Origin of the sequence: Allorhizobium sp. Av2, from assembly GCF_021462805.2 — a bacterium.
Lineage (GTDB): Bacteria > Pseudomonadota > Alphaproteobacteria > Rhizobiales > Rhizobiaceae > Allorhizobium > Allorhizobium vitis_G.
In genome coordinates this window covers 448,286-471,198 of the sequence record NZ_CP192698.1, presented here as the reverse complement: position 1 = coordinate 471,198, position 22,913 = coordinate 448,286, and the positions used below count along the sequence as shown (strand labels likewise).

Sequence of the window (22,913 nt, the reverse complement as noted above, 5' to 3'; positions counted from 1 at the left end):
GTCAAAACCCATTTTTTGCTATCGGCGCTAATTTCCGCGAAACCAGTAAAATTTCGCCATTGATTATTAGCGCCGATTCGGATTTTCGAGCAAGGAGTTTAAGGTTAGTAAAAGGTTAACGTGTCTTCGCTGCATTGAGCGCTCCTGCCATTTTCACAATTGTTATCTGATATTTAGGGAGATTCTAGACCCTAGTGCCAGCTTCAACAAAACGCAGATCTGCAGGTTCGGAAAGTTGTTTTGCACAGATGTAGCGACGTTTTACCTCCTATCTGGCCCATCGGCTCTCTAGAATCAGTGCCTTCAGCAAGTGATGATGCCATTGTAAGGCCAGACGTCACTGCACAATCGCCGGTGCGGCACTGTAAAGCTAACCTGGCATCGATCAACATTTGGGATCTTGTGGCATGACCAGATTTGCCAGTGATCCTCTTTATCGTCGCCATCGATTTCCAGCCGAGGTGATTGCCCATGCCGTTTGGCTCTATTTCCGGTTTCCGCTGAGCCTGCGGATGGTCGAGGATATGCTGGCTGCCCGTAGCGTCATCGTCTCTCACCAAACCGTGAGGCTCTGGGCGGAGAAGTTCGGCCGGCATTTCGCCAATGACATTCGGCGGCGCTCAGCCGGCAGGCTCGGTGACAAATGGCACTTCGACGAGGTTGTCATCACGATCGCCGGCAAGAAACATTGGCTCTGGCGCGCCGTCGATCAGGACGGGTTTGTTCTCGACGTGCTGGTGCAAAGCCGCCGCGATGCCAAGGCAGCAAAGCGTTTGATGCGAAAGCTTCTGAAAGGGCAATGCCGTGCGCCGCGTGTGATAATCACCGACAAGCTTCGATCCTACGGTGCGGCGAAGCGTGATATCATGCCCGGCATCGAACATCGCTCGCACAAGGGCCTGAACAATCGGGCCGAGAATTCTCATCAGCCTTTCCGACGGCGTGAAAGGATTATGAGGCGCTCCAAGTCAGCGAGGCACCTTCAACGGTTCGTTTCCATCCACGAGCCGATTGCCAATCCCTCGCCACGACATTCCATCCACCCATCATCGCGAATTGCGAATTGCGAAAAACAGCCATGCAAACATGGTACCAAATCGCTGGCATCAAGCCGCCTGAACCGGAACCTCAACCCCAGATCATGACTGTGAAACGCTAAGTTTACATTGCCGGTTCACTCCTTCATCGCGGGAAAGTTGCGACACGCCCATTTTTGTTAATCGGAAACACTCAATCTCTGTTTTTTGGCTCTGTTGCAAAAAATCAATTCATGCCGGACAGAGGGCTAGTGATCTTCAGTAAGACTCCTAATGAGCGATTTCGTTGGCAATGGCGCCCACCGCGATCAAAAAACTGTCGCGTTGACAAAACCTATGTGAAGGTACCCAAAAACCGGGCATATCTGTACCGGACGTCGACAAGTTTGGAAACACGATCTATTTATACCTGTCGCCGACCCGCGCTGCCAAACCGGCAAAGCGCTTTCTTGGCAATGACCTGGCGTTCGCACTCACAGGCCTGGCAATGGCTAAAATTGATCAACACTTTCAAACAGCACCTGAAGCTGGACCGGATCAATGCCAACTCGAAATCCTGTTTAATCCAAAGCGAAAATTGACCCTTATAGCGATTTTAGAAAGTACGGCCAGCGAGGGTCGTTTATAATGGAACGCGCGCGCATATGTTTCCAGATTCCATATTTATAGAAATCGAAATCGAGCGTTGAAATCCGGTTCTGGACCATGGCCCAGGTGCTCCACTTTATGTCAGCCAAGGCCTTCAGCACGATGAAGCGGGCATGATAGCCGGTATCATAGTGGCCGAAGTAATCCTCGATGATTTCCCGATCGATGGATTCTGAAAAGAACATTTCCCCACTCCAGATCGCCAGATCATAGAGGCGCTCATTGTTGGAGGCATATTCGAAATCGATGAGCTTGATCGACTTGTTCTCGCCAATCAGGAAATTGCCGGGCATCGGATCATTGAAACAGGCAACGAGATCGAGGCCGGACGCCTCCAGAGCCATGCGTGCCTGTTTATACTGTCCTTGCAGCCATGTGTGGTCAACGGGCCAATAGCCGCCCAACTCGTCCACCTGCGCATAGTGCTCGTCGATCATGCCAAAAACAGTTTTGGTCAGCGGCAGTTCTGGCGCCGCGTGAAAATCACGATAGAGGGAAACAGCTTTGTGGCGGATCTGCGGATCGGCAAAGTCGCGATGGGTGGATGGTCTGCGACCTTCGATGAATTCCGCAATTTCAATGTCCAGATGGGCGAGATAATCAAATGTGCCCGGCCCAATGCCGATGGTTTCGGCCTGTTTGCTGGCCGCTGCCGCCGCCTTGCGGTCAATGAACATTTCCGTACCGCGACCAGGTATTTTCAGGAAATAGGAGAGGGGATCTCCTTCCACCTCAATGCGGAAATTGGTGTTGCTGATACCGCCGAGAACGGCCTTATAGCGCAGTTTACGGCCTTGCCATTCGGCGACCTGAGTGAGTGCAGCCTCCAGGGCGTGCTCAACTTCGGTGGTCGCCATACCAATTTCGTTCATGATCCTACTCCTGTTTCAAATCGATCTGACCAATTCCTCAAATCCGGGACGACCCAACAGCATTCTGCACCGCAAGAAACGCCATTCGGCATATTTCAGAAACTCGACGCTTCGTCGGGGAGAGCGCATTTCCAGAAGCATGCTGCGCAAGGCCCAATAGAAATCATCGGCTGCTGCATATAGGCGGCAGCGGGCAAAGGCCTTGGTGGAAAACGCCCCGTCATGCATTTCCAGAAGTGGCTGCATCTGGCTCTCAAACTGGTAAAGCTCATTCATCTGCACCCCAAGCTGATAATAGGGGTCCATGTCACCAGCCATGTCGAAGTCCACCAGCTGCAATTGGCCGGACGGACCGATCATCACATTGGACGAATGCGGATCGCCGTGGGCCGCAGAAAAATCAACACCAGCAGCAGAAATGGCGGAGTGGAGTGTCCTGGTCCAGGCATACATCCAGGACGCATCCCCCGGCAGCGGGGCGTGCAGAGTTTGCATGATGGCCCACAGCCCATCGATCCCCTCGAAGACCGACCACGACCTACCAAAGAGTGGACCGGCGGCAATCGCCTTCTGCATCTTGATCAATTGCAATACCGGAGCCTCGTGCATGAGGTCGTCGATTTTCGCCGCCCGCCAGCCTTGTCCCAGACGCTCCCAAAGCATCGCCCTGTCGGGTGGTGAGCAGGCGATTGGCTTTGGCGAAAGTCCGAGATCATGCAGGCGCGTTGCAGCCGCAAATGAGATGGCATCATCCACCAGTTCTTTTGTTTCATCCCCGGCCATCTTCAGGAACAATGTCGGTTCAGTGCCATCAGGCGCGATGTCGAATGTAGCGGATTCCACCGCATGATAGGACGGCGAAGCCACGGCGGGCAGCGCGACACGGTAGGTCAGGGTGTGCAAGGGGAGGGTGGTGAAACGCGATAAGGCGCGCTCAGCGCGGGCTTCATCCTCATTGTCTGGTGTGCCGAGTGGTTTCATTGCGCCGCCTCATAGTGCTGCGCAGCCTCCAGCCCGTCGCAGGCAAGGCGATAGAGCATGTCGGCCAGAACCTGCGTGCCAAATGCCTGATCTTCCGGTGTCGTATATTCGGTGGGATGATGAATGACGCCGTTCTGGCTGCGCACGGCAAGCACCACGGCGGGGCAAACAGCTGATAGCGCCACGGCATCGTGGCCGCCGACCGTATCGAGATGACGCATCGGTTCGCCATAGCTTTTGGCCGTTTGTTCGGCCAGAGCAACCAGACCGGGCGCAAAGCTGCCTGCCTTGCGCCGGTCAATGGAGCGTATTTCATAGCCTATTGTGGCTTTTGCTGCGGCAGCCTGAATGCTTGCGTTCAGCTTGCGCTCCGCTTCTTCCAAAATCTCCGGCGAGGCAGAACGCAACTCTATGAACAGCAGAGCTTCCGCCGGAACGATATTGGGCGAATTGGGAAAAACCTCCAGACGGCCAACAGAGGTGTGAAGTTCAAGCCCGTAAGCCTCCACCATGGCCCGCAGATCGGCCATCAGATAGGCGGCACCCAACAGTGCATCCTTGCGCTCTGCCATCGGCGTTGGACCGGTGTGGGCCTGACAGCCGAGAAAAGCGAGGCGGTATTTTATGGCCCCCCAGAAACGGGTGAAGGCCCCGAATTTTTCCTCAGCGTCAAACAGCGTGCTTGCACCCTCGATATGCAGTTCGATCAGGGCATCCGGCACAGGCACCTTGTCCTTGCCGGCATAACCAATTTCATCAAGAGATTGTCGAACCGTAACACCATTGCCATCCGCCCGATCCAGCGCCCAATCCAGTTCAGCCGCACCAGTAAAGACACTGCTTCCCAACAGGCTGGGTTGAAACCGCGCCCCTTCCTCGTTTGTCCAGTTCACCACCTGGAAATTGCAGGCTGATAGCCGATTTTCCGCCGCCAATCGTTCGCGCACCGCCAAAACGGCCTCGCAGGCCGCCACAACACCCAGTGCTCCATCAAAACGCCCACCATTCGGCTGGCTGTCAATGTGAGAACCAACCATGACAACAGGGGCATTTGCCCCGGCCAGCGGTGCGGAACCAAACTGATTGCCAATGGCATCCACGGATTGGACAAAGCCATTTTCAGCAAACCAGGACGCAAGCCAGTCGCGCGCCCTGCCATCTTCCTGCGACAATGTCAGCCGGTTCATGGAACCGTCCGGACCGCCGCCGAAGGCAGACAATGTATCGACCATCGCCTGAAACCTCTTGAGATTAATAGGCGCTTTGGATGATTTTGAAGTCGCTTCAGGCATTGATAATGTCCACGTTTGATTGCGAAAAGTAGTCGGAAAAGTCTTTCGGCAGCACACCGCTGGTCACCACCGCGTCAATCTCGCTCAGGCCGAAGGTATGGATAGAGCCGAGCCGCCCGAATTTTGAGCTGTCCGCCACGATGATGGAGCGGCTGGCTTGCCCGCGGGCAATGCGGCGCAGGACGGCTTCATCCTCACCGAAGTCCATAAAGCCCCGTTCCAGATGGATGGCACTGATGGCGATGATGGCGAGGTCGAAAAAATGTTCCTTGAGGGCAGCAACCGTCTCATGGCCGTAAGTCGCCTGATATTCAGGCCGCATACGCCCGCCCAGAACGCGCACGCTGGCATCGGGGTAGGGGAAAAAATGGGCGGCAACCGCAATGGAGTTGCTGACGATTGTCACATCCTTGCGGGATTCCAAATGTTTCAGGCAGGCCAGTGTCGTGGTGCCGGTATCGATGAAAATCTTCATGCCGTTTTCGACCATGGAGGCCGCAGCCTCGCCGATGCGGGCTTTTTCCCGGGCGCTGACCCGGATACGCTCACCGAACGGTTGGTCGCTGTCATGTCCGTCGATCACGGCGCCACCATAGACCCGACGCGCATAGCCACGGATCTCCAGCTCCTTCAAATTGCGACGGATGGATTCATGGCTGACCTGCAATTGTTCGGACAGTGCAACAACAGTCACTCTTTGATGCAGTTTCAGCATCTCCAGAATGTGTTTGATGCGGTTTTCCGTAAAACTCATGGGCTTGTTTTTTCCTGCTGTTCTCTGCCTGTTTCAATATGGAGTCTGTCTTTCGTCAGGGGCCAGCCTCTGCAAGCGATCCTTTGTCCGGCGCTGTTCCAAAAATTGGGTTGACGAGGTGACAGGCGACAAAATCCTGCTCTCCTCTGTCCGTCAGACTTGGACTGATCGTGCTGCATTTTTCCATGGCATGCGGACAGCGCGACTTAAAGCTGCATCCATCCGGAATATCGATCGGGCTGGGCGGTTCGCCTTCCAGCAGGCAGTCCTGCGGCTGGTAGCGCCGCTCTTCCAGCGTTGGCATGGCGCTGAGCAGCGCTTTTGTGTAGGGATGGCCCGGATCGAAAAACAACCGCTCGTTTTCCGCCAGTTCAAACACCTCACCCAGATACATCACCGCCACCCGGTTGCAGACCTTGCGCACCATGGCCAGATCATGGGAGATGAAAATATAGGTCAGGTTGTATTCCTTCTGCAATGTCTGGAACAGATCAAGCAATTTGAACTGCTCGGCCTGATCGAGCGCCGACAGTGTTTCATCCATGATCAGAATTTCAGGTTCCAGCACCAAAGCCCGCGCCACATTGATGCGTTGACGCTGACCGGCGCTGAGCCCCAATGGCAATTCCTCATAGAGCGCAGCGGGCAGACCAACTTCCCCCATCACCTTCAGCACGCGCGTGCGGATTGTTGCCTTGTCACGCCATCCATGGGTGCGCAGCGGCTCTTCCAGCATGCGGCCAACGGTGGTGCGGGGCGGCAGAGAGCCAAAGGGGTCCTGCAACACCATTTGCAGCGTGCTGCGAAACGCCAAAAGGTCCTTGCCGCTCAGCTGGGCAATGTCTTTGTCTTTGCACAGAACCTGACCGGAGCTTGGACGTTCGAGACGGCTCAACAGCCGCATCAGCGTGGATTTACCGCAGCCGGATTCGCCAACAATAGCGAAACTGTCACCTCTGCGAATATCAAACGTCACATTGCGCACCGCCCGCACGGTGTTGACCCCGCCAAGGCCGGTCTTCTTGCGAACCTTGTAGATCTGTGAGGCGTCTCGCAGGCTGATCACCACCGGCCTGTTATCGTCGAGGCGTGCAACAGCGTTTTTTTCAAGCCAGATTTTCGGCGTCTGGGCCACCAGTTCGCGTGTGTATGGATAGATTGGTGTGGCAATCAGGTTTTCTGCCGACTGTTCCTCGACGATCCGGCCATCCTCCATGACGAGAATGCGCGAACAGGCTTCACGCGCTACCGGAAGAGAGGAGGAAACAAACAAAACGGCCGTATCGAAATCAGCCGTCAACTCTTTCATCAAACGGATCACCTGCGCCGCCACCGTCACATCCAGCGGTTGGGTGACGTTATCGGCAATCAGCAGCGCCGGATTGGTAATCAGCGCATCAACGATCAGCGCACGTTGCATCATCCCGCCGCTGAACTGGGAGGGATAATCATCAAAGCGGCTGCGTGCTGAGGGAATGCGCACGGCCTCCAGCAAGGAAATCACTCGCTTTTGCGCATCACCATACGAGGTGCCGGGAACAACGGCCCGCAGCTTTTCAACAATCTGCGCACCGACCGACAGGGTGGGATCAAGCGCCCCCATTGGGTTGGACCCGACATAGGCCACACGGCGGCGCAATTTACGCATTTCTGCCGCACCAATAGCGAAAATATCTGTGCCCTCAAACAGCACCTGTCCCGACTGCACGGATAAAGGTGGTTCCAGCCAATTGACCACCGCCTTTGACAGCACCGTTTTGCCCGCACCGCTGGCACCCACCACGCCAACGATCTCGCGGGGCTGCAAGGTAAACGATATGCCGTCAAGAATCCGGCGCGACTGTTCGGTGTGGCCAGCAGTTACGACAAGATCTTTGAGTTCAAGAAGCGGGGTTGTCATTATTCTGCGCCTCCGTGAATGGTGTTTCTTGCCCGTTCCAGCGATGCGCCAACCAGATTGATACTGGTAAGCGTCAGGCCGAGGAAAATTCCGGGCATGGTGGCAATCCACCAGGCGTTGAGCAGATATTTGCGTCCATCAGCGATGATATTGCCAAAGGTCGGCGTCGGTGGCTGAACACCAAGGCCAAGAAAGCCCAGAATGGATTCGAAAATCATCATCCGCGCCACATCCAGCACCGAGATGAACAGCACGGGCGGCAGCAGTAGCGGCACGAGCAGTGTTAGAATAATGCGCAGGTCTGTGGAGCCACCGAGCTTTGAGGCACGGACATATTCCCTCTGACGCTCCGTCATCACAATGCTGCGCATGATGCGGGCATAGACCGGCCAATTGGACAACCCAAGCACAAGAATGATGGCGGGAATGGTGGGACGCGATACGCCCAGAACCGAGATGGCCAGAATGATCATCGGAATCGATAGCTGCGCATCGGTCAGGCGCATGATGACCGCATCGGTGCGTCCGCCAAAATAGCCGGCAAGCGTGCCAAGTACGCAACCGATAATCAGCATCACCACGACAGAGGATACACCAATCAGGAAAGAATAGCGCAAGCCAACCAGCGAGCGCACCAGCATGTCACGGCCGATCTGATCGGTGCCAAGCGGGTGGGCAAAACTCCAGGTCTCACCAATGAACAGGGGCGGTAGCAGCCGGGCACGCACGTTCATTTTTGTCGGGTCGAGACCGCTCAGTTCAGGATAGAGTGCCGCCGCGAGAGCCAGCAGCAGAAAGATGGCAACGCCAATGCGAAAACCCGGTGTGGAAGAAGCCTTGTCATAGATCCGTCGGGGGATCGATCGCGACAGGACCGGTGCCATGATGGCCGAAGGGGCTGGGCTGGTGAAGGTCATCAGTATTCGAGCCTCGGATCAATGGTGGTGGCAACGAGATCAACGAGGATGTTGATCAGCACGAAGATGGCGCTTGTGACAATGGCGATGCCCTGGATCAGCGGAAAATCCCGTTGCAGCACGGCGTTGATGGTCAGCAGGCCAAGGCCGGGGTAATCGAAGATATATTCAACGATGATCACGCCACCGAGCAGACTGGAAAATTGCACACCCAGCAGATTGAGCAGCGGCACGGACGCATTGCGCAGTGCATGATTGGCAATGATACGGGTATTGCTCAGGCCACGAACCCGTCCGACAGACACGTAAGGCTCCATCATCTGGGCAGAGACGGAACTGACCAGCGTACGGATCAACACCGGCGCAAGCTCAACGGCGAGAACTATGGCGGGCAGGATGGTATAGGCAAAGCCCTGATAGCCGATGGCCGGAAGCCAGCCGAGCTTGACCGAAAATAGCAAGGCCAGCACGATTCCGAGCCAGAAATTCGGCAGGGATATGAAGATCGAGGAGATATAGAAGGCAAGCTTGTCCGGCCATCGCCCCGGTGCCAATCCTCCCGCTACACCGACAATGCTGGAAAAGACCAGGGCTATCACAAGCGTAACCGCCGCCAGTTGCAAGGTCATGGGCAGCGCATCAAAAATCAGGGTGAAAACCTTGGCGCGCTCGCCCCGCGTTGTATCGTTGAAGCTAGAGCCGCCTGTTGCCGCGCCATTGGCGGGCCGCACAAAGGATTCGCCAAGATCACCCTGCACCACGCCAGACATATAGCGCCCGAACTGAACGAGAATCGGATCACGCAATCCCATATCCTTGGCGATTTTCTCGATCAGGGCTTCAGGAGCCATGCCGCCCGCCATCATGCGCACGGGATCGCCCGGCACCACCCGCAGCAGGGTGAAGATCAGCAACGACACCAGAAAAATAATAATCGCACCCTGAAACAGCCGTCTGACGAGGAAATTCAATGCGAACATCGACATGCACTCCGCTTCGGTCCTGATGGTCGCCGCACGCTGAAATCTCCGGCGTGCGGCCGGTCTTACGTCCGGTGCAGCATCATGCAGCGGGCTTTGAAGCGTCCATGGACCCGTCAGGATAGATGTAGAGGCCTTCCTTGAACTCCTTTTGCATGGCGTGGATCATGACAGAGGTGAACAGCGAAAGGGCCGGCATTTTCGAAGCGATCAAAGGCATCGTTTCGGATTGCAGAACTTTTTTGCGTTCTTCCAGTTTTGCCGCATTGCGCTCCTTATCGAGGCTTGCATCAATGTCCTTGTCGACAATGCCGCAAATGCGCTTGGAGCTTGAATGGAAGTGCGTTCGCAGAACAAGATCGGGCTCCGGTGATGCAGTTGACCAGCCGCAATCGACCATATGACCGGGGCCGCCACCTGGACGATCATACAATTGCTCGTTCCATGCGGCAGGCTCCAGCACGGTCAGGCTGACGGGGAAGCCCTGTTCGTTCAGCATGCCTGTCAGCACCTCGCCATATTCCTTGGTCTTGGGATAGAACCCAACCGAGGTAATATATTCGAGCGGCGGCAAGCCCTTGCCATTTGGAAAGCCTGCTTCTGCCAGCAATGCCTGGCATTTCTCGGGATCGTATTTCGGATAATTCTCCAGATCCACATAGCCGAACTTGACTGGCGAGACGAAGTTGGATGACGCATGACCTGCCGATCCGAGCACTTCAAGGATCATGTCGCGGTCAATGGCATGGCAAGCTGCCAGCCGGACGCGGGGATCGTTGAAAGGCGGCTTGGAGCACCGGAACCAAAGATATTTGTTTTCAACCGAAACCACCTCGTTGATGGCGATTTGCGGATTGCCTTTTAGCGTCGCCACTTGTTCTGGCTCAAGCCGCTCAACAATCGAGGCCTGACCATTCATCAGCGACAGCATGCGGGTGGTGGAATCGCCGGTGAAGGTGAAGTTGATGCCGGGAATGCCTGGCTTGCCTTTGAAATAACCATCGAAGGCAACCATCACCGTGTCATTGCCGCGCTGCTCAACGAATTTGAACGGTCCGGTGCCATTCAGGCGTTGAGAGAGAACCCCACCCGGGCCACCGGCCACGTCCTTTGCCGACATGATGGGAAGGAAAGAGGCGAGGAAGATGAAGAGATGGGCCGGATAACCACCCTTCGACGTGTCGATGATGACGGTGTAATCGTCCGGTGTCTCAATTGTGAGGGTTTCGGTCGGCCCTGGATACCATTGGGCCGGACGGTCGGCCCTGGAGCCATATTCAAAAGTTGCCTTGACATCTTCGGCCTTGAAAGGCTTGCCATCATGGAACGTGATGCCCTGTCGCAGCTTGATCTGCAACCGGTGAGCATCCAGCAGTTTGATGTCGGTTGCCAGTTCGTAGACCACCTCGCCGGGATTATCGAGCTTCATTGGTGAGCGCGTCAGGAAGCCCATGACGAAACCCTCGATATTTTTCTGCGAGAGCGTCGTGTGGGCTGTCGGGTCCCAGTTGCCGGTGATATTTTCGGCAGAGAGAAACGTCATGACCTTGCCCGATTGGGCGAATGCGGAGGAAATGAAGAAGTCGGGGTTCATCTGCATGAAGCCTGCGGCCGCGGCCGCCCCAACGGTTCCATGCAGGAAGCGACGGCGATTGATCTCTGAACTCATAGGTTCCCCTTTTCTTATAGAAATTCACAGAACCGTCAAAACGGTCAAATCAGTCAACGCAATTTGCGTGCCATCCTGCTGAAGCTCCGATTCAGCGCCAATATGCGAGGAAACCAATGTGGTTTTTGTTGACTTTGTCCAAATTTCGGGCTTGCCGGGAAATCCGTGCTCAAATATCGGCCGCCCGAAGGCAAAGGCTTGAGGTGTCGTAAGCGTTGACAAGGAACCGCTGTTGGCGAGTTGGCATTGCCTCGGTAAGTGCGACACCGATCTCCGCCTGCGTTAACCTGATCATGGAACACGCAGGCCGTTACATAGTTATTTGCGAATGAACCAGATCGTCACCGAAATCGATGAAAATGCTACCGAGGCCAAACTCACGTCCGGGCTAGTCTACGGCCCCGGTTTGGAGACCGGGATCACCCGGAAGATGGGTGCCAGAGGCTTCCTCTATTACCGGCCAGACGGGCGGCGGATTACCCAGGCTGATGAGATTGCTCGCCTGAACTCTCTGGCAATACCGCCCGCCTACACAGACGTCGTCATCTCAACGAATCCGTTCTCACACCTTCAAGCAATCGGCACGGATGCCAGGGGGCGTCGGCAATACCGCTATCATAAGGACTGGCATGCCGAGCGAGGCAAGGCCAAATTCGAGCGGCTGGTCGATTTCGCGTCCCGACTTCCTGACCTACGTGAGCGGGTCGACATCGACCTTCGCTCGCGCGGCCTCAACATCGACAAGGCGCTGGCGACTGTCGTGTGGATGCTCGATAACCTCTATATCAGGATCGGAAACGCTGCCTATGCTGAGACGAACAAGTCATTCGGCCTCACGACATTGCGCAGTCGTCACGTGAGGGTGGAAGGCGGTAGCGTCAAGTTTCGGTTCAAAGGTAAATCCGGCAAGGAATGGAACCTTGCCCATAGTGACCGGCGGATCGCCAATGTCCTGCGAAAACTACAGGAACTTCCAGGACAACATCTCTTTCAATACGTTTGCGATCAAGGCGGATGCAGACCGATCTCCTCGCATGATGTGAATGCCTATATCCGAGAGATGGCAGGTGACGATTTTAGTTCACGCCAGTTCAGGACGTGGGGCGCAACATGCATGGCGGTGGAGGCACTGGCTTCTGCCGAGCCCGCTACGACGAAACGCGAGTTAGCCCGTCAACTCAATGAAGCGATCGACGCAGTCGCTGCGAAGCTGGTTAATACCCGATCTGTCTGTCGGTCTTCCTACATACACCCAGCCGTGTTCGAAGACTTCCAAGCTGGTACGCTTCGTGATGTCCTTAAGCTGAAAACCACGAGTGAACGCCTTCTTCAGTGGATGGATGAAGGCGAGATCCAAGTGCTAAAATGGCTGAAGAAACAAACACTATCCAAGGGCTAGCCTAACGGCGCTTACGTCAGTTCGGTTGTGCATCGTGACCAATCACTCCAAATCATCAAGATGATCTCCCGATGGAAGATTGAGGATTTCATTAACCAAGCTCGGATAACAATCGTTAACCGTCCCGTAGATGTATACGGGCGTCCGCTAACGTTGGCCGATCGAGATGAAACCATTGCTGCCAGCATTCCGTCGCCGATTATATGTGTTCACGGCACTGGCCTCCACGGTGTTGCCCGCGCATTGCCTCGCGCAATCGGCATGGTCAGGAAATACTGACAACGAATTTAGCAATGCAACGAACTGGACCCCTTCGGCGCCCGGGGCAGGCGATGATGCGCATGTCAATACAGGCTCTCCACAAGTCACCAACGACGTGACGGTCAATCGGCTGGACGTTGATGGAGGAAACGTCACCATCACCGACACGGGTGCATTGACCGCCACGAACGGCACCACGATCACATCAGGCAGCGTTAGCGTCAATGCAGGCGGAGTGATGAACTCGACCGTCAGCCTTGATGGCGGTAGCCTTTCCATCGATGGCGACCTCAATGGCCAGTTGACGCTCAACAACGGCAACGTCACCGTAAACGGTACGCTCAGTGGTGCCATGGTAGAGACAGGGACCGCGCTGTCCAACAATGGCACTGTTGATGAGGTCAATATCTCCACAGGCGGGACCTTCGTCAATAATAGCGGCGCAACCGCGGGCGAAGTTACCAATGCCGGGACGGCATCCAACGCCGGAACGATCGGAAGCCTGACCAATACCGCTGGAAATTTCACCAATAATGCTGGCGGGACAATTTCGGGAAAGACGACGGTTTCGGGTGGAACCGTCACCAACAATTTCGTCGTTACCGAAGCCGATGTCGCGGCGGCGGCGGCATTCGTCAACAACACCGGTGCAACAGCCGGCGCAGTCAGGAATTCAGGCACCGTCGTCAATGCGGGAACCATTGCCTCCCTACAGAACGATGCCGGTACATTCACCAATAATGTCGGCGGGGTGGTCACGGGGGATAGCACTATTACCGGTGGCAGCGTTACGAACAACGCCACGCTTCACAACGTCGATGTTGCAGCAGATGCAACATTCACCAATGCCAGCGGCGCCACCGCCGGTGTCGTCGTCAATGCGGGCAATACGTCGAATGCCGGAACAATCGACAGCCTGACCAATACGGCTGGAAATTTTACCAACAATGCAGGCGGTACGATTACCGGCAAATCAACAATCACAGGCGGAACCGTCACCAACAACTTCGTCATTACCGATGCCGATGTTGCCGCCGCCGCAATATTCGCCAACAACTCGGGAGCCACCGCTGGCACTATAAAAAACTCTGGCACGGTTACCAATGCGGGGACAGTCGCGGCGCTTCAAAACGATGCCGGTACTTTCACGAACAATTCTGGCGGTACCGTTACGGGTACAACGACCGTCAGCGGAGGTCGTGTTGTCAACAATGCCACATTGGCTGACGTCGATAATGAGGCGGCGGGCGAATTCATCAACAACAATGGCGCTGTGGCAGGCACGGTTACCAATTCTGGCAGTGCCTCGAACGACGGAACAATCGCCGCGCTCGTCAACACTGACGGCATCTTTTCCAATACCGGTACAATTGATGGAACAGCCACGATTTCGGGCGGTTCGCTCATCAACGATGGAACCGTCGCCGGAGCAGTCGTCATCGATGAGGGCGGATTTCTTTCAGGCAACGGGACCATTGGCGAGCTTTTCGTCAACGCAGGCGGTGTACTTTCACCCGGGCGAGACGTGGGAACGCTCACCGTCGACGGGGATGTGACCTTTAGCACTGGCTCAATCTACCAGGTCGACATCGATGCCAACGGTGCCTCCGACCGGGTGGATGCGACAGGCACGGTCTCCATACAGGGGGGAACGCTTGAAATTAGAGCGGCAGGTGGAAATTACGGGCTGACAACCACCTATACCATCCTGACTGCAAGCCGCATCACTGGCACCTTCGACAGCGTTTCAAGTGATTTCGCTTTCCTGACGCCAACGTTGACCTATGGTGTCACCACGATAGACATGCAGCTCGACCGCAATAGCGTAGCATTCGCAGACGTCGCGGATACCGCAAACGGCCAGGCAACCGCTGTTGCTGTTGAAGCATTAGAGACAGGAAACTCGATTTACGATGCGGTCTTGTCACTGAACTCCTCCACTGCGAACAGTGCCTTCTCGCAACTGAGCGGAGAGGTTCATGCCTCGCTCAAAACCGCGCTGTTGTGGGAGAGCCGTTTTGCAAGAGATGCGGTGCTTGACGAAATGGCTTTTGGTCTGGACCAGCGCAAGGATGATGTGACGGTCTGGACCAACAGTTTTCTGTCGTCCAACCGTTGGTCAGGGAATGGAAATGCAGCCGGAATCGATACCCGCACCGCAGGCGTCGTCATGGGAGTGGATGCGTCGATCTCTGATCCGTGGCGCCTTGGCGGCCTGGTGGGTTACAGTCATGACTCGTTCGAGCAGGGGAAGACAGAGTCCTATCACGCCGGTCTCTACGCTACGGGTGATATTGGCGCCTTGAACATCATTGGCGGCGCTATTTTTTCCCAGAACGATGCGTCAACCCTGCGCGATATCTCCTTTGGAACGATTTTCAGCCAACTCACCGCTGACTATGCCAGTGTCACCAGCCAGGTTTTCGCAGATCTCTCTTGGACACATGAACTGGATGCCATCAAGCTCCAGCCCTTCGCCAACCTCGCTTACGTCAATCTCAAGACTGACGCCTTCCGCGAAAATGGTGGCGATGCGAGCCTGTCGGCAGCAAAAAGCAGTGACGAGATCGCAACCTCAACGATAGGCCTGCGCTGGTCTTGGACGTGGCCGGAAGACAATTTCCCTGTTGCCTTTTCCGGCCTGCTGGGCTGGCGGCATATCGAAGGCGACCTAGCGCCATATTCCAACCTTGCATTTTCTGGCGGCACACCATTTGTCGTCCAAGGCGTGGAAATGCCAAAGGATGCTCTGCTGGCGAAATTCGGGGTTTCCGCCAGGCTTTCGAAGTCGGCTCGCCTGACGTTCAGCTATTCCGGCGAGTTTGGCAAAGGCCTGCAATCCAGCGCAGCGCAGGTCAATCTGGCGGGGAGTTTTTAAACCCCGTCTTACGGCGACACGCTTGGCGCGTTGCAACGGCCATTGTTGATTTTCGCGCCGAATTAAAGACGTTCGTCGATCCACAATGACCTGGGTTCAGCGTTGAATTGATCAGCCCCGCCGCAGGTCGATCCGACTGGTAACGATCGGTTTGCCTGTGGCCGGATCCGTATCAATAGTCGTCAGGCGCATGCCGGAAGCTCCAACTTTCTCGATTGTCATCTGCGCACGACGATCACCATTGACCTCTTTCGCCCAATTGATAGCAAGGTTGATGGCATCTCCACCGCGTTTGCCGTTCAGGCCCGCGACGCCGGTACCCGCACCGACGTAAGAGCCGCTATAGGTCGCGCCGCTGATTTTCAAATCGGCGCTGATGGCACGAGAAAACACAACAAGGCTCGTACAGCGTCCATTCAATGCAAGCGACTGGGCCGTCGTGTTCGATTTGAATCTGCAGGTGACATTGATCGTGGGTGCATTCGTGCGCACCTTGACCGTTCCTTTGCCGCTCCAGCTTCCCGCCAGTGTTTTCAAGAACGCGGACTCGTCGGCGTAAGCGCCAGCCGCCGTCATCATCCATGTCATCGCCGCGGTAATCGCGCATGCAAGAACCTTGTTCATGATCGTGTCTTTCAGACAGGGGAACTCCATTACCTGGACGTTCTGCAGATTAAGGTGAGGATTGTTACGTCACCACAACCCTCTAGCCAGGCAAGAAGTTCCGAGTGTTGAGTTTCTTGTTGGAACCAGCCCGAAAGACTGTGCGGTTATGGCGATCTCTCTGGATTAAACCGCACCCCTGATCTATCCTGTTTTGCATGGATTCGCGCTCCCCCACCTCAGAGCCGCCCTTGAGCTGGTTGCCTCGTCTTCCAGGCTGGGTCTCGTTGCGCGGTCGAGACATTCTTGAATCCGATGCGGCTTTTTCCGCCGGTATCGCTCTCAAATCGCTAGACGATCTGCTGCGGGCCGATCCGCCTTGGCTTGGCTGCTGGCGCGATCGCCTCGCCCTGAAATCGGCTGCCGTCGCTGCCAGAATGGGAGGCCGCAGCGAGGACGAACACGCCTTGCGTGACGCGCTTTTGCTGACAGCGCCTGGTGACGATCCAGGGCCAGCTGGCAAATTGTTTTTGGCCACACGAATGCTGTCGCACCGGGCCGGGACAATCACGACACCATTTGTTCAGGAGCTTGCCGCGCTGCTGGATCTTCGCTGGGGCGAGGGGCTTGCATCCATTCCGGATCTGGTGGATTCGGCTATCCAGTCTGAGCGGGCGGCGCCCTTCGTGGCCGTGGAGCTGATCGCAGCAATTTGCGCGATCCGCCCGGACGCAGAGGTATTGGCCCTTGGGTTGGCCGATGTCGTCTTGGCGCAAAAGCTCAACTCGCCGAAATCTGTGCCGCTGTTGTTGCCGGAACGGTACGGCCCGGCCTTCAGAACCATCGGTGGCCGGGGTCGTGTGCGTCCGGGAGAGCCAGCTTATCCAAAGGCGATCTGCCTGGCACTGGTTGATGGGGTTGACGCAGCACTCCGTTCCGCCGTCGATATCAATCGACGCGCAGCGCGGCTGCTGGCTGTCGCGCCGAAGGTTCGCACCAAAGGTGCCGGGCCGGTGATCCGCAGATTGCTGGACGAAGATGCGGTGCTGGCCTCGGCGCCTGGCAGTGGTCTATCCCGCTGGGCGGCCAACCGGCTGTTCGAACGGCTGGAAAGCTTTGAGGCAGTGCGCGAACTCTCTGGCCGCTCCTCTTTCCGGATGTTTGGAGTGTGACGATGGCCGGATCTCCTGTAGCCAAGCAATCCCGGAAGGAAAGCACGAGTGCCGCAGCCGAACGACTGTTTGATCGGGAGCTGGAGGATCTGCCGCCGGAACTGCGCTGGCGGGAATGGATGCTGCGGGTCGAAGCGGTGATCTTTGCCTCTGCCGAGCCAGTCAGCCGGGAGACTTTGGCGCGCGTGGTGGGAAAAGATTGCAGCATCGATCTTCTGATCGACGATCTGATCGAGGAACTTCGTTTCCGACCCTATGAACTTGTGTCGGTGGCCGGCGGCTGGCAACACCGAACCCGGGTGCGGTTCGCGGAGACGATACGCGCCTCAACCGCTCCAACGCGCGGCGCGGCAACGAAGTTGTCGCAGTTCGAGGCGATGGTGCTGATGGCGGTCGGATATTTCCAGCCGGTTACCCGGGCGGAGCTGGGCAAGATCTTCAGCAAGGAGGTCAGCCGCGATACCATTGCAGCGCTCCGGGACGCCGGCTTCATAGCCTCGGGGCCACGCAGCCCGACGTCAGGTGCGCCCTATACCTATGTAACCACCAAACACTTCCTGTCCGCCTTCGATATGGAGACCCTGCGTGATCTGCCAGACATCGAAGCGCTTGAAGATGCCGGGCTGCTCAGCCGAAAGGGTGTGCTCAAGATGATGGATGGAGCGCAAGGGGAAGAGGGGGAGACTGAAGACAGTTAACGTTACAGTACCCATCGGCTCCATCAGCGATAAACCTGGCAACTGGCCAACAGGGCCAACACAGATGTATTACTAATTCTGAAGACACCTAATCGGCAACATTTACATAATTTTACATATTCTTAAATGACATTAACGGCAAGATGCTTATAGTGCGGCCAAATGCTCGAGGTCCCACGAATTCAAGCGGAATACCATTATTAGGTCCATATCAATCTTCGTCACCGAGCCTTTGCTGAGTTTGACGGGACCAAAAAGTCCGTCCGATACGCAAGCGAGCGGCAACGCCGTTGTGGATCGTGATATTGCGATCACGCATGATAAGTCAGACCTTTTGACTGCTGCTATCGGCATGGAGACGGCGTTCCCTCGGGTGAAAACATCGATCATCCATGCGAAGCCCGCTGCTGACGACCATCAACGCCATTCTAGTTCGGTCATTCAGGATTGGACCGTTGTCGACGTTAGTCTCTTTGGCGGCCAACAAACTTTGTGTGCTGCGCAATCTGCGGCGATCACCTTCATTGAAATCAAGCGTGACATTGTCCGCTACTGGGTCGCACCCCGCACGTCTTCGGAAGGCGGCTTCTCCGCCCCTGCGGGTGCCCCGACCTCCGCAAAGGGAATTTATTGATGCGCAAATTTTCTATCAGCTCTCTCGCGGCGATGCTCGCCATGGGGTCCTTTGTCATGGTCGCCTTCACTGCCCGAAGTCAGGATGGTGAACAAAAGACGGATCAAGCGGCCGCACTGAGCGTGAGCTTGGTCAAGCCGGAGGTGTTGCTTTGGCCCGTGATTATCCCCGCCAGCGGTCGTCTTGCCGCGTGGCATGAAGCGACAATCGCAGCCGAGACCAGCGGCATGAAGGTCACCGATGTCAAAGCAGATGTTGGTTCATACGTGAAAAAGGGCGATTTGCTGGTGCAGTTTGCGCCGGAATCTGCCCAGGCTGACCTGGAGCAACAACAAGCAAATGTTGAAAAAGCGGAAGCCGATCTTGACCAAGCAGTAGCGAATGGTGACCGCGCCCGGGGATTGACAAGTTCTGGCGCATTATCAAGCCAACAGATAAAAGAATATCTGATTACCGAGCGAAAAGCGAAAGCCTCCCTCTTTTCGGCGCGGGCTGCGTTGGCATCATCCCAGCTTACCCTGGACAGGACCAAGGTTTATGCGGTGGACGACGGGGTCATCTCGGAGCGCTCCGCGTCCCTAGGTGATGTGGTCACCGCCGGTGGCGAACTGTTCAAATTGATCCGGCAAAACCGTATCGAATGGAAGGCCGAGTTGCCGTTTAATCGGTTGGTTGACGTCAAGGTGGGAACAAAGGCCGTCATCCCAACGCCGCGCGGCGACGTGCACGGTGAGGTGAGGATGGTGGCACCTTCGATGTCAACCGATAATGGTCGCGTGATCGTTTACGTGACACTGAATCCCACGAAAGGGATGGAATCTCCAAAGATCGGTATTCTAGCCAGCGGCTATTTTGAATTCAACAACACGGATGCACTCACAGTGCCCGCCACAGCCGTCATTCTCAAGGACGGCTTTTCTTATGTGTTCATTTTGAACTCGGCAGACAAAAAAACGGTGATACGCAAGCGGGTAAAGGTTGGAAGGAGGCAGGACGATCGCGTTGAAATCATTTCAGGAATTGAGAAGACCGAAGATGTCGTGGCATCTGGCGGCGTATTCCTGGCAGACGGCTCTATTGTCCACGTTGTAGACAATAATGATGCCGCGACGAAGGAGGAATCAAAGTGAATTTCTCCTCTTGGTCTATTCGCAATCCTGTCCCCCCGTTGCTGCTATTTGCATTGTTGACGGCCTGTGGCCTATGGGCATTCAACCGTCTCGACATCCAAAACTTCCCGGATATGGATCTTCCGACCATCAATATCAGCGCGACGCTGGACGGGGCCGCGGCGGCTCAACTCGAAACGGAAGTGGCCCGCAAGATCGAGGACAAACTGACAGGTCTGAGCAAGCTGGATTCGGTGACCACGACGATCACTGATGGTTCAGTGAGCATTTCCGTCGCCTTCGAGGTTGGGAAAGACACGCAGGCCGCATTGGACGAGGTGAAAAGCGCGGTCGATCAGTCAAAAAGCGACCTGCCGCAAGATATGGATGATCCAACGGTCTCAAAGCAATCATTGAACTCATCTCCGTTGATTACCTTTGTCGTGCATTCCGACAAACTGGATGGTGCAGAGCTGTCGTGGTTTATCGATAACGATATGTCAAAAGCGCTGATGGCTGTCAAAGGCGTGGGTGAAGTTGGCCGATTGGGCGGCATCGATCGGGAGATCAGAGTAGAGCTAAATTCTAACATGCTCGACAGCCTGGGCTTAACCGCCAATGACGTGAATACCCAGCTTGAAGCGGTGCAAACCTATCTGTCTGGCGGCAAAGGACGAATTGGTGGTGAAAGCCAGTCAGTGCGTACCGTGGTTGCGGCAGAAACTGCCGATGAACTGCGCGCTATGCCGGTCCCACTGCCAAAGGGCAGTTGGGTCAGGCTGGACGAACTCGGCACAGTGACCGATTCCCAAAGCGATTTGACCTCGCTTGCCTATCTCAATGGCAAACCCGTCATTGCCGCCCAAATCAAACGGTCCAAGGGCTATTCAGATATCGCCGTCACCGATGATGTCCGCACAGCAATGAAGGCCTTCGCTGCTGCCAATCCGCAGGTGACAATCGAAGAAGCCTACAACACGATTGTTCCGACCGAACAAAACTATGAATCGTCAATGGATATGATCTACGAGGGTGCGGTCATCGCGGTCTTGGTGGTTTGGATGTTCCTGCGCGATTGGCGTGCAACACTTCTGGCGGCGGTCGCCTTGCCACTGTCGATTATACCCACATTCCTCGCCATGTATTTTTGTGGCTACACGCTGAACACGATCACGCTCCTGGCGCTATCGTTGGTGGTTGGTATTCTTGTCGATGATGCGATCGTCGAAATCGAGAATATTGAACGACACCTTAGAATGGGGAAAAGCCCCTTCGATGCTGCGATGGAAGCGGCAAACGAAATTGGTTTGGCAGTTATCGCCACAACCTTCACGTTGGTCGCCGTGTTTTTGCCCACCGCCTTCATGGGCGGAGTGGTTGGCATCATTTTCAAGCAATTTGGCGTCACGGCCTCCGTGGCTGTTCTTGCTTCTCTTTTGGTTGCCCGGTTGGTCACACCGATGATGGCGGCTTACATATTAAAGCCAGGCAGTACAGAAGAAAAAGAAGACGGTCGTTTGATGCGGTCCTATCTCTGGCTTGTGAAAGGGGCGCTCCGGCGTCGCTGGATACCGGTGCTGGGAACAGTCGGATTTTTGGCATTCACGCTTCTGCTCCTGAGCCATTTGTCGACCGGCTTTTTTCCGGCATCTGATGATGCGCAAACCAAGGTCACCATCACCACGCCGACGGGATCAACGATTGAGACAACGGACGAGGCGTCTCGAAAGGCTTCCGAGATCATCGCCAAGGTTGATCATGTTACCTCGGTGTTTCAAGCAACAGGGACAGCCTCCACCGGAGGTGGTGCAAGCAGTACAACGACATCAAGCACCAACAGCGCCACGATTGTTGTCAACCTGACGCCGATTGGCGAGCGCGATGTCAAGCAGTCACAGATTGAAGCGGATTTACGGAAAGCTTTGGAAAAAGTCCCCGGTCTCCGCCTCGAAACAGGCACAGGCGGTAATGGCACGCAGCTCACTCTGACCTTGTCAGGAGATGACTCCGAAGTTCTGGAAAAGGCAGCGGCCAGCCTCGAGACGGATTTGCGCACATTGTCAGGCATTGGCAACGTGACATCTTCTGCCGCCATGCAGTCACCAGAGATCATCATCAAACCGGATTTGGCGAAAGCCGCGTCATTGGGTGTGACGTCAAAGGCAATTGCTCAGGCTATTCGGGTGGCGACGGCAGGAGCCTATGATACCGCGCTGTCCAAGCTTAATCTTCCTGAACGTCAGATCAATATCCGGGTCATGTTGGACACGACAAACCGTCAGTCAATTGACGCAATATCTCTTATCCCGGTCGAGGGCAGCGCGGGCAATGTTGCCCTTGGGGCAATCGCTGATATTTCAATTGGGTCCAGCCCAAGCGAAATCAATCGGCTCGACAGATCACGCAATGTCACCCTGACCATCGAACTGAATGGCAGAAGCCTATCGGAAGTCACGGCTGAGGCAGCGCAATTGCCAGGCTATAAAAACCTGCCACAAGGCGTAAAATTTGTCGAACAGGGCGAATTGAAGCGTCAAACTGAGTTGTTCAACAGTTTCGCGACGGCGATAGCGATCGGCATTTTCTGCATCTACGCCGTTCTAGTGCTTCTCTTCCATGATTTCCTGCAGCCGGTTACGATCCTGATGGCAATTCCGCTGGCGCTTGGCGGGGCTATGCTGCCGCTTGTGCTCACCGGTACCAGCTTCTCTATGCCTGCGGTGATTGGCCTGCTCCTTCTGATCGGAATCGTCTCCAAAAACTCCATTCTGCTTGTGGAATATGCGATTGAAGCACGCCGTGGAGGCATGTCTCGTTATGACGCGCTTGTCGATGCGTGTCACAAACGCGCGCGTCCGATCATTATGACCACAATCGCCATGGCTGGCGGCATGGCACCGGCAGCGCTCAGCCTTGTCGCGGGCGATTCTAGTTTTCGTCAACCGATGGGCATCGTCGTGATTGGCGGGTTGTTGACCTCAACCTTCTTGAGCCTCTTGGTCATCCCGGTGGTGTTCACATTTTTAGATGATCTTCTGATCTGGCTTAAAGCGAGGTTGGGGCTGGCCTCGTAATCTATAGCATTTGACCGGAGAGGAGATAGGGAACA

16 protein-coding genes and 2 pseudogenes are annotated in these 22,913 nt (G+C 55.6%); 9 read left to right on the top strand and 9 right to left on the bottom strand.

What is annotated here, in order from left to right; genetic code table 11:
• Window positions 1-407: 407 nt before the first annotated feature.
• Both FS819_RS25715 and FS819_RS25710 read left to right on the top strand, forming a co-directional pair.
• A pseudogene (locus tag FS819_RS25715) lies at window positions 408-1,019 on the top strand (IS6 family transposase); the annotation flags it as partial.
• A gap of 302 nt (window positions 1,020-1,321) precedes the next feature.
• Window positions 1,322-1,521: pseudogene (locus FS819_RS25710) on the top strand (DDE-type integrase/transposase/recombinase); the annotation flags it as partial.
• A 100-nt stretch (window positions 1,522-1,621) separates the two neighbouring features.
• Here FS819_RS25710 and FS819_RS25705 read toward each other — a convergent pair.
• The 8 genes from FS819_RS25705 to FS819_RS25670 all read right to left on the bottom strand — a co-directional run bounded on the left by FS819_RS25705 (window position 1,622) and on the right by FS819_RS25670 (window position 11,050).
• Window positions 1,622-2,557: a phosphotransferase gene (locus FS819_RS25705; RefSeq protein WP_156551274.1), complete on the bottom strand. Its 936-nt coding sequence runs from the start codon at window positions 2,555-2,557 to the stop codon at window positions 1,622-1,624.
• A 15-nt stretch (window positions 2,558-2,572) separates the two neighbouring features.
• Window positions 2,573-3,538, bottom strand: a complete 966-nt coding sequence (locus tag FS819_RS25700; RefSeq protein ID WP_156551273.1) for a phosphotransferase family protein — start codon at window positions 3,536-3,538, stop codon at window positions 2,573-2,575.
• Window positions 3,535-4,830, bottom strand: coding sequence for a Zn-dependent hydrolase (locus FS819_RS25695; RefSeq protein WP_156551272.1), 1,296 nt, complete (start codon window positions 4,828-4,830; stop codon window positions 3,535-3,537). Before FS819_RS25695 ends, FS819_RS25700 begins: the two co-directional genes overlap by 4 nt.
• Entirely contained in the window at window positions 4,823-5,584 is a 762-nt protein-coding gene (locus FS819_RS25690) for a DeoR/GlpR family DNA-binding transcription regulator (protein WP_156551271.1), read from the bottom strand. Before FS819_RS25690 ends, FS819_RS25695 begins: the two co-directional genes overlap by 8 nt.
• A 55-nt stretch (window positions 5,585-5,639) precedes the next feature.
• Entirely contained in the window at window positions 5,640-7,484 is a 1,845-nt protein-coding gene (locus tag FS819_RS25685) for an ABC transporter ATP-binding protein (protein ID WP_156551270.1), read from the bottom strand.
• A complete protein-coding gene (locus FS819_RS25680; RefSeq protein ID WP_156532939.1) occupies window positions 7,484-8,401 on the bottom strand; it encodes an ABC transporter permease in 918 nt (305 codons plus the stop codon). Before FS819_RS25680 ends, FS819_RS25685 begins: the two co-directional genes overlap by 1 nt.
• Window positions 8,401-9,381, bottom strand: a complete 981-nt coding sequence (locus FS819_RS25675) for an ABC transporter permease (RefSeq protein WP_015918395.1) — start codon at window positions 9,379-9,381, stop codon at window positions 8,401-8,403. Before FS819_RS25675 ends, FS819_RS25680 begins: the two co-directional genes overlap by 1 nt.
• Before the next feature lie 82 nt (window positions 9,382-9,463).
• Window positions 9,464-11,050, bottom strand: coding sequence for an ABC transporter substrate-binding protein (locus tag FS819_RS25670; protein WP_156551269.1), 1,587 nt, complete (start codon window positions 11,048-11,050; stop codon window positions 9,464-9,466).
• 328 nt (window positions 11,051-11,378) lie between these two features.
• Here FS819_RS25670 and FS819_RS25665 point away from each other — a divergent pair, with 328 nt between their 5' ends.
• Both FS819_RS25665 and FS819_RS25660 read left to right on the top strand, forming a co-directional pair.
• On the top strand, window positions 11,379-12,449 hold the full coding sequence (locus FS819_RS25665; protein ID WP_156551268.1) for a DNA topoisomerase IB: 1,071 nt from the start codon (window positions 11,379-11,381) through the stop codon (window positions 12,447-12,449).
• Between the two features lie 166 nt (window positions 12,450-12,615).
• Window positions 12,616-15,588 carry an autotransporter outer membrane beta-barrel domain-containing protein gene (locus FS819_RS25660; protein ID WP_156551267.1) on the top strand — a complete coding sequence of 991 codons (2,973 nt, stop codon included), beginning with the start codon at window positions 12,616-12,618 and terminating at the stop codon, window positions 15,586-15,588.
• Between the two features lie 111 nt (window positions 15,589-15,699).
• Here FS819_RS25660 and FS819_RS25655 read toward each other — a convergent pair whose 3' ends face one another.
• Complete coding sequence (locus tag FS819_RS25655) at window positions 15,700-16,212, bottom strand: hypothetical protein (RefSeq protein ID WP_156551266.1); 513 nt, start codon at window positions 16,210-16,212, stop codon at window positions 15,700-15,702.
• 197 nt (window positions 16,213-16,409) lie between these two features.
• Between FS819_RS25655 and FS819_RS25650 the strand changes: the two genes are divergently transcribed.
• The 5 genes from FS819_RS25650 to FS819_RS25630 all read left to right on the top strand — a co-directional run bounded on the left by FS819_RS25650 (window position 16,410) and on the right by FS819_RS25630 (window position 22,878).
• A complete protein-coding gene (locus FS819_RS25650) occupies window positions 16,410-17,363 on the top strand; it encodes a DUF1403 family protein (protein ID WP_156551265.1) in 954 nt (317 codons plus the stop codon).
• Window positions 17,364-17,365: 2 nt separating this feature from the next.
• Complete coding sequence (scpB, locus tag FS819_RS25645; RefSeq protein ID WP_156551264.1) at window positions 17,366-18,061, top strand: SMC-Scp complex subunit ScpB; 696 nt, start codon at window positions 17,366-17,368, stop codon at window positions 18,059-18,061.
• Window positions 18,062-18,353: 292 nt separating this feature from the next.
• A complete protein-coding gene (locus FS819_RS25640; RefSeq protein WP_234624933.1) occupies window positions 18,354-18,695 on the top strand; it encodes a hypothetical protein in 342 nt (113 codons plus the stop codon).
• Entirely contained in the window at window positions 18,695-19,825 is a 1,131-nt protein-coding gene (locus tag FS819_RS25635) for an efflux RND transporter periplasmic adaptor subunit (protein ID WP_156551262.1), read from the top strand. The genes FS819_RS25640 and FS819_RS25635 overlap by 1 nt, the downstream gene beginning before the upstream one ends.
• Window positions 19,822-22,878, top strand: a complete 3,057-nt coding sequence (locus FS819_RS25630) for an efflux RND transporter permease subunit (RefSeq protein ID WP_234624932.1) — start codon at window positions 19,822-19,824, stop codon at window positions 22,876-22,878. The genes FS819_RS25635 and FS819_RS25630 overlap by 4 nt, the downstream gene beginning before the upstream one ends.
• The last annotated feature ends 35 nt before the right edge of the window (window positions 22,879-22,913 follow it).